At 43.6% G+C, this 12395-nt stretch carries 10 protein-coding genes and 1 riboswitch; of the genes, 9 read left to right on the plus strand and 1 reads right to left on the minus strand.

The annotated features are described in order from the left end of the window. Positions 1-94 precede the first annotated feature (94 nt). Both LX73_RS12030 and LX73_RS12035 read left to right on the plus strand, forming a co-directional pair. Positions 95-433 (plus strand): DUF3127 domain-containing protein, encoded by a 339-nt coding sequence (locus tag LX73_RS12030; RefSeq protein WP_148899752.1) that lies wholly within the window; start codon positions 95-97, stop codon positions 431-433. A gap of 499 nt (positions 434-932) precedes the next feature. Then, positions 933-1328 (plus strand): DUF805 domain-containing protein, encoded by a 396-nt coding sequence (locus LX73_RS12035; protein ID WP_148899753.1) that lies wholly within the window; start codon positions 933-935, stop codon positions 1326-1328. 85 nt (positions 1329-1413) lie between these two features. Here the strand turns inward: LX73_RS12035 and LX73_RS12040 are convergent, their stop codons facing one another. Further along, complete coding sequence (locus LX73_RS12040) at positions 1414-1986, minus strand: NlpC/P60 family protein (protein WP_148899754.1); 573 nt, start codon at positions 1984-1986, stop codon at positions 1414-1416. A gap of 91 nt (positions 1987-2077) precedes the next feature. Between LX73_RS12040 and LX73_RS12045 the strand changes: the two genes are divergently transcribed. From LX73_RS12045 to LX73_RS12075, 7 genes are all read left to right on the plus strand, one after another. After that, a complete protein-coding gene (locus tag LX73_RS12045) occupies positions 2078-2815 on the plus strand; it encodes a pyridoxine 5'-phosphate synthase (RefSeq protein ID WP_148899755.1) in 738 nt (245 codons plus the stop codon). A 45-nt stretch (positions 2816-2860) separates the two neighbouring features. Next, on the plus strand, positions 2861-3748 hold the full coding sequence (era, locus tag LX73_RS12050; RefSeq protein ID WP_148899756.1) for a GTPase Era: 888 nt from the start codon (positions 2861-2863) through the stop codon (positions 3746-3748). A 297-nt stretch (positions 3749-4045) separates the two neighbouring features. After that, positions 4046-5722, plus strand: coding sequence for a M1 family metallopeptidase (locus LX73_RS12055; RefSeq protein WP_211359429.1), 1677 nt, complete (start codon positions 4046-4048; stop codon positions 5720-5722). 104 nt (positions 5723-5826) lie between these two features. Next, positions 5827-6876: a sensor histidine kinase gene (locus LX73_RS12060; RefSeq protein ID WP_148899757.1), complete on the plus strand. Its 1050-nt coding sequence runs from the start codon at positions 5827-5829 to the stop codon at positions 6874-6876. A gap of 259 nt (positions 6877-7135) precedes the next feature. Continuing rightward, a riboswitch (SAM riboswitch) is annotated at positions 7136-7255 on the plus strand. A 134-nt stretch (positions 7256-7389) separates the two neighbouring features. After that, positions 7390-8709, plus strand: a complete 1320-nt coding sequence (locus LX73_RS12065) for an O-acetylhomoserine aminocarboxypropyltransferase/cysteine synthase family protein (protein ID WP_148899758.1) — start codon at positions 7390-7392, stop codon at positions 8707-8709. A 208-nt stretch (positions 8710-8917) separates the two neighbouring features. Further along, positions 8918-9970 (plus strand): homoserine O-acetyltransferase MetX, encoded by a 1053-nt coding sequence (gene metX / locus LX73_RS12070; RefSeq protein ID WP_211359430.1) that lies wholly within the window; start codon positions 8918-8920, stop codon positions 9968-9970. Next, positions 9970-12381, plus strand: a complete 2412-nt coding sequence (locus LX73_RS12075; protein WP_148899760.1) for an aspartate kinase — start codon at positions 9970-9972, stop codon at positions 12379-12381. The genes metX and LX73_RS12075 overlap by 1 nt, the downstream gene beginning before the upstream one ends. Positions 12382-12395 lie beyond the last annotated feature (14 nt).

A 12395-nucleotide genomic window follows, 5' to 3' on the forward strand; every position in this document is an offset into this window, starting at 1 on the left:
AAGCTGATAAAAAATCATATGTTTTTATTGATATAGATCCGGTTCATGCCTATCCTGTGTCGACCACCCAACTTGAATATGAACATAAAGAACTATGGACTTACAGGTTAAAGGAAAGGTTATACAAATACTTGAAGAACAATCAGGCGAAGGCAAAAACGGTCCCTGGAAAAAACAAGACTTTATCCTAAAAACGCAGGGCGAATATGGGAAAAAGATCTGTATCACCCAGTGGGGAGACAAAATTGACCAGTTCAATGTGCAAGAAGGCGAAGAAATTACAGTTTCTATTGATATAAAAAGCCGTGAATATAAAGGAAACTGGTACACTGATGTTAAAGCCTGGAAAGTTGAGCGTGGGGATCAAACAACTGATGAGTCAGAAGAGAAAGTCATTGATATGCAGGATATGGATCACGATGTGCCATTTTAACCACTCGTGGATAAAATCATAAAACCTTGCCTAAAAAATAAATAATTACAGCTGATCCGGTGACTATCAAAAACACCAAAAAATAAGCTTCAAAAGTACTACTTCCGTTTTCTTTTAGCGCGTTGACTGACCTTTTAACTGGCACTTTCCAAATCCACAATAGCAGTGCCAGTCCCAGTACGATACCTATAATAACAAGAATCATTTAATATAAATATATGGTTGGGTAACAATTTAGGACAATTGCCACATATATACACTCATATCATTCGCTCTATTTGCCAATGACTTCGAGACTTCAGGGCAAAGCCAATATTTAATAAGTATTAACTCTCAAAAAAATACCCAGAAAACATTACGGGCCATAACTCCAAAATTACCCCGTATTGTAGTTTTAAGAATTTCTTCTATATTGCAATTCTCAAATTTATCGGGATTTGAAACAATCTACGTTGCTTTATCAAATTATAATTTAACAATCTTAAAAATAGGAGAGTCTATGGAATGGTACATGAAAGTGTTACGTCAATATGCAGATTTTAACGGGCGTGCCAGACGAAAAGAATTCTGGATGTTCACGCTGATTAATTTCTTAATCTATCTAGGATTATATGTGCTGGCATTTGCCGTGGGTGCTTCAGACCCTGAATCAGCACTTGCCGCGGTAATATTTGGAGTAATAGGTCTTTACGGATTAGGTATTTTAATACCCAGCTTAGCCGTATCTGTACGCCGCCTTCATGATACTGGTCGAAGCGGCTGGTGGATACTTATCCAACTGGTCCCCGCCATCGGTGCTATTGTGCTTATCGTCTTTCTTGTACAAGACAGTGACACCGGCGCCAATGAATATGGTGAAAATCCCAAGGGACCAAGAACAACACAGCCCTTATAAAAAAGTCAAGAATTTAGGTAACAGGAAAGGCTTTCGCAATTTTGTTGCGAAAGCCTTTTTTATTTCATCAAGATTATCGGATGGATCAAAGTACTCGGCGCGCTGCAAGAAAACGATTACGCCAATAACTATTCCCAAGTTTACTGATCATCACCCCGTTAGATGTAGAAGCATGCAAAAACTCACCGCTATTAACAGCAATACCTACGTGCAACGTCTTGCGTCCCGTCCGGAAAAAAACCAAGTCTCCCGAACGTATTCCAGCCCGGCGAATGCTATTTCCAACATTTAATTGGGTTTTTGTATTGGTGGGCAAATCGATACCAAAATAGTCGTCAAAAACAACATGGACAAACCTGGAACAATCTATCCCTTGTTGAGATTCTCCACCAAGTTTATAGGGCGTACCCTCCCAGTCGCGATATGCCTGCATCAAAGATGATTTTACTTGTTGGAGCGAGGATACAGCCATCGTTGGCGGCGGTTGTGAGGAAGAATCTTCAGCCTGCGACGTATCTGAAGGCGATGTTGGCGAAGCTGTAGTAACTTCTCCCGAGCTGACTACAGCTCCGGACGGGCGTGAAGATCGGGGCACTACACCACATCCGACCAACAATCCTACCAACAAAATAACAAGTACAGCCTGAACTCGGGTCATTTTATTCTGATAATTTTGACTTAAACTCTCCACTAAATGATCTATATTTAGAGGTTCAATGACAACAGTAAATAACTGCTAATTTTTTGCTATGCAACTTTTGGTGAATGTTGACCATATTGCTACCCTCCGCAATGCTCGAGGCGAGGGTTATCCCGATCCCATAAAGGCCGCAGGAGTATGCGAACGGGCAGGAGCTGCAGGCATTGTATTTCACCTGCGCAAAGACCGCCGCCATATTAAAACCAAGGATGTTTATAACCTTAAAAAAGAAGTTAGCGGTTCGCTTGATTTTGAGATGGCTGCCACCAATGAAATGCTTACGATCAGCAAAGATGTGGACCCTGATTTAATAACGCTGGTACCCGAGAGTCGCGAGGAGTTGACCACCGAAGGCGGGCTCGATATGGAAGTAGTACTTGATGATTACAGGAAGCGTGTATTCCCTGCAATACGAGAAACTGATATTGCCATCAGTCTCTTTGTCGATCCCAATGAAAAAGATATTGAGCTGGCCGCCGAACTGGGCAGTGATGCCATCGAGCTACACACCGGTACCTACACCAATGCCAAATCCCAAGAAGAACAAGCCAACGAACTTGATCGGCTACGCACCGGGGCGAAATTAGCGCATGATCTGGGGATGAAGGTAAACGCCGGACACGGACTGAACCTCAACAATCTGGGGCAACTTGTGGAAACCGTCCCGCATTTGCATGATATCAGTATTGGTCACGCACTGGTTTCATCGGCACTGTATTATGGACTGGAGAATACCATTAAAAAGTTTCTCGATATTATGGAAAATACATCAGCAACAAATAACTAACTCTGAGAATCCTCCGCAACCTTTTGCGGTTACCAAATAAACTATATGGAAAATACTGAAAATCATCGATCCGGATACGTTGCAATCATCGGCAAGCCCAATGCGGGCAAGTCAACGCTGATGAACCGCCTGCTGGGCAACAAGATATCTATCACCACGCATAAACCCCAGACTACACGCCATCAGATTATAGGTATCCACTCTGAAGATGAGCTGCAAATTATTTTTCTGGATACTCCGGGCGTCATTGATCCCAGTTATGAGCTGCAAAAAGCCATGATGAAAACCGTGGATCGCGCACGTACAGATGCCGACATTATCCTGCTTATTGTGGATGTCACCGACTATGAAATACCGGGCCGCATCTTCAAGATGTTTTCGTCGATGAAAAACAAACAAATATTCTTGGTCCCCAATAAAATTGACAAAGTGTCTGAACAAGAGGCTAAGGTGGTGGCTGAGGAGATCCGTGAGAAGTTCGATTTTGATGATACGCTTTTCGTCTCAGCACTGAACGGCGAGGGACTGCAAAAACTGATGGATACTATTAAAGCAAATATCACCTCGGGCCCACCCTTTTACCCTAAGGAAATGCTCAGTGAGCAGCCGGTACGCTTTTTTGTGGCCGAGATGGTTCGCGAACAGCTTTTTCTGCAATATCACCAAGAAATCCCTTATTCAACAACAATCAATATTGTGCAGTATGACGAGCGCGATGACCTGGACTATATCAGCGCAGATATAGTGGTCAACAGGGAATCACAAAAGGGCATCCTTATTGGTAAGGGTGGAAAAGCTATTAAGCAACTGGGCAAAAACGCGCGGGAGGTTATTGAAAAGTTTGTAGATAAAAAGATCTATTTGGATCTGCATGTAAAAGTACGCGAAAAATGGCGAGAAAATCCCAGCCACGTACGACATTACGGATATTAAGTTTGGAGAGCGTTTAGTTTGCTGGATGTTGGAAGCTGGATACAAGATGCCGATATATGGTTCAGGACGTAAGGTGCTGGATGTAGGTTTTAGCACCCTGTGTTGTATCTAAACGCAATTAGTCAACCATATAACATCGGTTTAACAGCTCCCACTAACTTCTTATTAGTTCCAAGGAAGTTGGATGATTTCTTTGATATTTCTTTACAAAGAGGTCCTAATTCTTATTTTCCTAGATATTAAGATGTAGCTACAACCCTTCAACTTAATTCCATTACTCTTCAGGTTACTATTTCCATGAAAAAACTGAATATCCTTATCCTATCCGGCCTCCTTTTATGTTGCATGATAGCCATCAGCATACCCGCCCCTGCCCAAGATTCAGGAGTCTTGGCAACCAAAGCTGATTCCCTCCGTGGCTCTATTACACCGCAGCGTGCCTGGTGGGAGGTTGTCTATTATGATCTGCATGTAACCATACAACCCAAAGATTCTTCTATTACAGGATACAACAACATTACCTACCGGGTAACAGATCCTTCACGGAAAATGCAGATTGATTTACAGCATCCCTTACGCATAGACCAGGTTAAACAAAACGGACAAAAATTGTCGTTTAACCGTGTTGATTCAACAAATGCTTACTTTGTAGATGTTCCTCAAAAGCTTGAAAAGAACTCACTGCATACCATTTCTATTTATTACCGGGGGCAACCTAAAGTAGCAGAAAATGCTCCATGGGACGGCGGTTTTATCTGGTCTCAGGATTCGCTTGGCAATCCGTGGATTGCTACTGCCAACCAAGGACTCGGCGCCAGCGTATGGTGGCCCAACAAAGATCATCAATCTGCCGAACCCGACAGCATGAGTATCAATATTAGTGTGCCCGATTCACTGGTGAATGTCTCCAACGGTCGGCTGCGTGATACTACAAAACATGCAAACGGCATGACCACCTGGAGCTGGTTCGTCTCCAATCCCATAAACAATTACAATGTAACTGTTAATACCGGCAATTACGTCAACTTTACCGATACCCTGGAAGGCGAAAATGGGACACTTGATTTAAGTTATTGGGTACTGGAACAGGATTTAGAAAAAGCCAAGAAGCAATTTAAGCAGGTAAAACCAATGATACGCTGCTTTGAGGACTGGTTTGGACCATATCCCTTTTATGAGGACAGCTTCAAACTGGTACACACACCGCATCTGGGGATGGAGCACCAAAGTGCCGTAGCTTACGGTAACGGATTCCAGAATGGATATAACGGCACCGATTTATCCGGTACCGGCTGGGGCATGAAGTGGGATTTCATCATCATCCACGAGTCGGGACACGAGTGGTGGGGCAACAATGTGACCACCAATGATATTGCTGATATGTGGGTCCACGAGGGATTTACCAGCTATGCCGAATCTATCTATACCGAATGCCGCTTTGGCAAAAAGGCCGGGGCGGAATATAGCCGCGGGCTCCGAAATCGTATTCAAAACAATAAGCCCATAACCGGTAAGTACGGATTGAATAATGAAGGTTCCGGTGATATGTATTATAAAGGACACAACATGCTACATATGATTCGACAAATTGTGGATAACGACTCCACGTGGAAAAATATCCTGCGCGGCATTCAACAAAAATTTCGCTACCAAACCGTATCCAGCGACCAAATCGAGCGATATATCATTAAGCAGTCAGGTAAAGATCTGGATGATGTCTTTGACCAGTACCTGCACTATGCCGATATTCCAACACTTGAATACTATATCAAAAACGGAACACTATATTATCGTTGGGAAGCGACTGTGCCCCAGTTCGATATGCCGCTAAAGGTTTCGCTCGACGATGATACATACTCTTTCATTTATCCCTCCTCAGAACGGTGGAAGAAGACAAAGCTCTCACTTGATGATCCAAACAACTTTCAAATTGATAAGAATTTTTATATAAAAACGGACTCCTTAGCACAATAAAGGCGGCCATCAGCTAGCTTTCTTAATGCTGATCTAAACTTTTATCCAAAAATGTGTACTTTTATTAAAATATTTTGATATATCAGCCAATTCAATAAACAAAGATGTTTAACGATAAGAAATATAATATTACTAAAGAAAAACTGTCTGAGATCTTACTAGAAGCTATTGAGAATACGAAAGAGATGATTCTGGTCACTACAATTCCGGAAAATATAGGGGACGAGGAAATTATTTTCGTAAACAAAGCTTTTGAAGAAGTTACACAATATTCTGAAGACGAAGTCCTTGGGAAATCACCGTCTTTACTACAAGGTCCCAAGACCGAACAGGAAGTTATCGATGATCTTGTGGCAACTTTGGAAAAGGGAGAACACTGGGAGGGTGAAACGTTCAATTATAAAAAAGATGGAACTCCTTTCCGTGTCAGCTGGAGTATCGATAAAATCAAAAATGATCAAGGAATACCTACACATTATGTTTCAGTGCAACGGAATATAACTGAAGAATACGAGCGACGGCAGCGGCTGGAAGAAATAGTTGAAGATCGTGAAATGCTGATCAAAGAAACGCATCACCGCATAAAAAATAATTTAGCAACTATTTCTGGACTCCTTGAACTACAAGTTTTAAAAAGTGATTCAGAAGAGGTAAAAAGCGTGCTTGGCGAAAGCATGAATCGTGTAAAATCAATTGCTTCTATTCATGAAAAATTATACGAAACAAAAGGCTTGGCCAGCATCACTCTCGACGATTACCTGGAAGACCTGATTAGGCAAGTTGACAGTTCGATTGAAAATATTGACGGCCTCTCTGAAATCGATTTTGAGATCGATATTAAACCGATATCCATCCGGACAAGGCAGGCAGTACCATTAGGTTTAATTATCAATGAGCTGGTAACAAACGCGCACAAACATGCTTTTGATGAAGATGGGGGAACAATTTCAATAAGGTGTACTGAAGAGAATAACACTATATCTCTCGAAGTTAAAGATAATGGGAGAGGCCTTCCGGAAGGTTTGGATGTAGAATCCTCACAATCTCTTGGGCTCAAGCTCATTAACTCGCTTGCTAACCAACTCGAAGCTGAGTATTCGTTTTCATCTGATAATGGTACCCAGTTCACCATGACTTTTGAAAAAAAGCATTAAATACCGGGCAAAGATGGTTGTAATGAAAATTTGCAAGGTTATGACGAATCGTTTAACTTCCATTTGAATTTAAAACACAAGTCAATGAATCGAATCGCCAAACATATTATATGTCTCTGTTGTATGCATATGGCAATGCCATACTTACAACCGGAGGACTGATTTGATTCAACTTTTTTGAACAGATTTTCAAGCCCTTCGGTCAGATCCCGAAGGGCTTTTTTAGTATCTGACTGTTGTTCTTTTCATTTACTGAATACTCTTATCGAGAAAGACTGAGGGATCAGGCCCGAAGACGTCTTGGCAACCATCCTGCACATAAAATTTGTGTGTAAGAAAGGTGCCACCTCCTGCTCCGGTTTCCGGGGAAAGATGAGAAATGAGGTTATTCGTAATAAACTGCGAAAATATTTTACAAGCCTCTTCTGAGATCTTCTTCCCCACCGGCAGAGATCTCGGGAGAGGCTTTTTTATTTACAAATACATAACCAGCAACCAAAAATACCTAACACCATGAGTACTAACGAAGAAGAACGAAATCTACAATTTGAAACGCTCCAGCTACACGCTGGGCAAGAACCAGATCCTACTACGGGATCGCGTGCCGTTCCCATCTATCAGACTACCTCCTATGAGTTTGATGATACCGAGCATGCAGCCGATTTATTTGGACTCAAAGAGTTCGGTAATATCTATACTCGAATTATGAATCCCACCAGTGATGTGTTTGAAAATCGCATTGCAGCACTCGAAGGCGGTGCCGCAGCCGTAGCTACCGCATCAGGACAATCGGCTCAATTTTTGACTATTGCTACCATTGCACAGGCCGGCGACAATATTGTCTCCACCAGTTTTTTGTACGGCGGCACCTATAACCAGTTCAAAGTAACATTACCCCGGCTGGGTATCGACGTCAATTTTGTGGAAGATGACAACCCCGAAAGCTATGAAGCAGCTATCGATGAAAATACTAAAGCGATCTATGTGGAATCCATAGGAAATCCGCGTGGCAATGTACCTGATTTTGAGGGACTGTCTGCTATCGCCGAAAAGCACGGTATTCCGCTGATCGTAGATAACACTTTTGGCGCAGCCGGCGCTATTGCACAACCCATTAAACACGGCGCTAATATCGTTACCGAATCAGCCACCAAATGGATCGGCGGTCATGGTACGAGCATCGGTGGAGTCATCGTTGACGCTGGAAACTTTAACTGGGACAATGGTAATTTTCCGGTCTTTACCGAACCCTCACCGGCCTATCACGGACTTAATTTTTGGGAGACTTTTGGCGCTGACAGCCCGTTTGGAAATATTGCTTTCGCCATCCGTGCACGAGTAGAAGCACTCCGTGATTTCGGGTCAGCACAATCGCCCTTTAACAGCTTTCTGTTCCTCCAGGGCCTCGAAACACTGTCACTACGTACCGAGCGTCACTGCGAAAATGCGTTAGAACTGGCAAAATGGCTGAAAAAACAAGACATCGTGGACTGGGTGAACTACACCGGACTCGAAGAGCATCCTTACCATGAACGCGCCAAAAAATATCTGGAACCCGGAAAGTTCGGAGCGGTCCTCACCTTTGGCGTAAAAGGCGGATTCGAATCAGCACGAACTTTCATCGAAAATGTAGAAGTAGCCAGCCATCTGGCAAATGTGGGTGATGCCAAAACATTGGTCATTCATCCGGCTTCAACAACTCACCAACAGCTCACCGACGAAGAACAAGCTTCCGGCGGCGTAAAACCTGACCTTATTCGCGTATCAGTGGGTATTGAACATATAGACGATATCAAAGAGGATTTCGAAATTGCCTTTAGTAAAATTAAATAATCAGCATAATACAATGAATAGCATCTATTCTGACCCAATAAAAAATCTATGTCTCCCCTCTTGGGAGGCTATTTGACAGTAACTCGGTGTTACATCTTTTCCCTATTGCAAGGATCTAGACTTGCAATAGGTTCAATTTCAAATAATTAAAATAACACACCAAACCTGGTGAGCATGGACGCTCATCAAAATGATAAAGTCATATATTATGACCAATCAACAATCCATAACTTTTGACGAGCCTTTTGTTACTGAAAAAGGCAAAACCATTCCCCGGCCTACGGTGGCATACCAAAGCTGGGGAACACTTAACAGCGACCGCACCAACGCAGTGCTTGTGTGCCATGCACTAACGGGCAATACTGCTGCCAATGAGTGGTTCAGCGGACTCTTTGGTCCCGGCAACCCACTGGATTCCGAGGAGCAGTTTATCATCTGTCCTAATGTGCTGGGGAGCTGCTATGGCACCACCGGCCCAGCTAGCACCAATCCCAATACCGGAAAACCTTACCGCGCTGACTTTCCTGAGATTACCATTCGAGATATGGTACGCCTGCAACAACGTTTGTTTGATGAGCTGCAGATCAACAGTATCGAAATGGTGATCGGTGGTTCTATGGGAGGCATGCAGGCACTGGAATGGTGTATCATCGATGAACGTCCGCAATCGGCCGTGCTTATCGGGATGGGCAAAGTACACCGTCCCTGGGCCATCGGTATAAGCCATACACAGCGGCAGGCTATCTATAACGACCCTCACTGGAACGACGGCTATTATTCTAAAGACCAACCGCCCAAAGAGGGGCTGGCACTTGCACGTATGATTGCGATGATCAGCTACCGCAGCGACGCCGACTACCAGCATAAGTTTGGGCGGACGTTGCAAGACGACACCAATCATTTTGAGGTAGAATCGTACTTGGGTTATCAGGGACACAAACTGGTAAACCGATTTGATGCCGTCTCTTACGTACGGCTTACACAGGCAATGGACAGTCACGATGTAGGCTATAACCGCGAATCATATGAAAAAGTATTGGGCGACATTCAAATTCCCGTTATGGTCATTGGTATCGACTCCGACAATCTATATCCCGTAGAAGAACAGTACGAACTGGTACGACTTTTGGATAATTCTCGCTATCGCAGGCTCAAATCTCCGCACGGTCATGATGCATTTCTGATTGAATTTGAACAGCTCAACAACATTATCAATCCATTTTTAATCGAAACTCCAACCCAAACTGTTAACTACTTATAATGTCTTCTGATTCTAAACATATTCTTAAATTTGGCGGCACATCGCTGCAAGATCAAAAATTTATTAAACAGTCAGCGAAGATTGTCACTGATCGTCTGCAGACTGCTCAACCCTTTGTAGTAGTTTCAGCTCTTGGCGGTGTAACTGACACACTTATTTCTCTAGCCGACCAAATTGAAACAAATACCGATACTACAGAAAAGAAAATCAATGAACTGCGCAAAAAACATCTCGGTATTTTTGACCAGCTTGCAGACAGCGACCACCAAAATCGAGAGAAACTGACTGCTCTCTTCGACGAATTACATGATATTTTAGACGGCGTGGGCATTCAGTCTGTACCTATGAAGGCCCGAAAAGACCATATTCTTTCCATCGGTGAACGAGCCTCGGCACTTATTTTTGCCTCCGCACTTTCTCAACAAGGCATATCCGGGCAGGCTTTTGAAGCTCATCAGTTTATTAAGACAGATTCCACATTCGGCGAAGCGAATGTTAAACTGGATGCCTCACGAAAACTCATCCGTCAGTATCTTCTTCAGCATCCTCAAATTATTCCCGTAATTACCGGTTTCATCGGATCTGATGAACAGCAACGCATCACCACTCTGGGTCGGTCAGGTTCGGATTATACTGCCGGACTTGTAGCCAACGCTCTCGAAGCCGAGCATCTCGAAATATGGACGGATGTTAACGGTGTACTTTCTGCCGATCCCAAGTGGGTTCCGACAGCTCAATCAATTGATGAACTCAACTTTGCCGATATTGCCGAACTTTCGGCTCACGGCGCCGAAGTAATTCATCATCAAACTATTCAGCCTATTCGCCATCAGAATATATCAGTACGGGTGAAGAACAGCTACAATCCAACGCATCCGGGCACTGCTATTACGCCCGATTTTAACTCGAACGGATCGCTGAAAACCATCACCCTTACCGGTCCTTTTGTACGATTACAAATTGATGAACAACACAGCTTGGACCTACTTTCTAACCTTAAGCAATGGTCAACCGGTGATTCGTTACCCGCCAGTATACAGCGAACCTCTGAATTTGAACCGGCCCGTTTTCTATTAGAGCAATCATTTTTTGAACGATTCTCTGACAAACTGGCCAACTGGGCTTCGGACCGCGGAATTATACTCGATCTGCAATCTGAACTATATGAAGTCAAAAAGTTCAGTAACTATTTTACTGATGATAAATCGCTCACTAAACGAATCTGGAACATACTGGATGCAAACAAACTTCAACCTGTCACCAGTTCTCGCAATCGCGATGAACGATTTATTTCGTTTCTCTTTAACAAAGAGGATGCCCAACGTGCAGCCCGATTGTTAAATGACTATCTACAAGATGACCAAACCGTCATTGATCTTTTTGTAGCAGGCACCGGGGCTGTGGGACAAACGTTACTTAAGCAACTCAAGAATTTAGAACCCGAAGGCATCACCTTTCGGCTACTCGGTACTTGTAACAGTCGCAAAGCACTTTGGGATGATCAGGGTATCGATTTGGACAAAACTATCAGCTGGTCCCAAGGCCAGCCTACCAACTGGGATCAACTAACCGAAAAACTGACGCAACCCCATTTACATAACGTCATTTTTGTAGATGCCACCGGCAGTGAAGAAGTAGCTCGGTTATACCCTCAACTAATGGAAAGCGGTGCCCACATTGTTACCCCCAGTAAGCTTGCTAATACTTTTGAACAATCCTTCTTTGATAAACTGCAGTCGCTGACTGAATCGCAGAATACCTCTTTTCGCTATGAGACAACCGTGGGCGCTGGCCTGCCGGTTATTTCTACTGTTAAAGATTTACAAGCATCCGGCGACACCATTACCGAAATTTCGGGAGTAGTTTCAGGTACCATGACCTACTTGTTCAACCAGCTCGAGCAAGGTGTTCCCTTCAGTGATGCCGTAGCCGATGCACGTAAAAAGGGCTATGCTGAACCGGATCCCCGTGATGATTTATCGGGCGAAGATGTGGCCCGCAAATTTCTGACGCTGGCCCGCACGCTGGGATTAAAAATAGATAGAAATCAGCTGACAGTGGAATCACTAATTCCGAACGAACTAACCAATGTTGATAAAAACACCTTTCTAGAAAAACTTTCCGACTGTGATGGTGAATGGGAAGAGCGTATCCGCAAAGCTCAAAATAAGAATGAGGTACTCCGTTATACCGGCCGCCTCAAGGATGGGAATATTAGCATTGGCATCGAATCCGTTTCCCAAAGTTCTCCCATCGGTCAGCTTAATGGTACCAACAACCTAATTCAAATTTTTACCCACCGTTACCATCAAAGCCCACTGGTAATTCAAGGTCCCGGTGCCGGCAAAGAGGTAACCGCAGCCGGTGTGCTGGCGGACATCCTAAAAACAGCAAAAAAACTTTCGCATTAATCAATCCTGCCCAT

Origin of the sequence: Fodinibius salinus, assembly GCF_008124865.1 — a bacterium.
Classification (GTDB): domain Bacteria; phylum Bacteroidota; class Rhodothermia; order Balneolales; family Balneolaceae; genus Fodinibius; species Fodinibius salinus.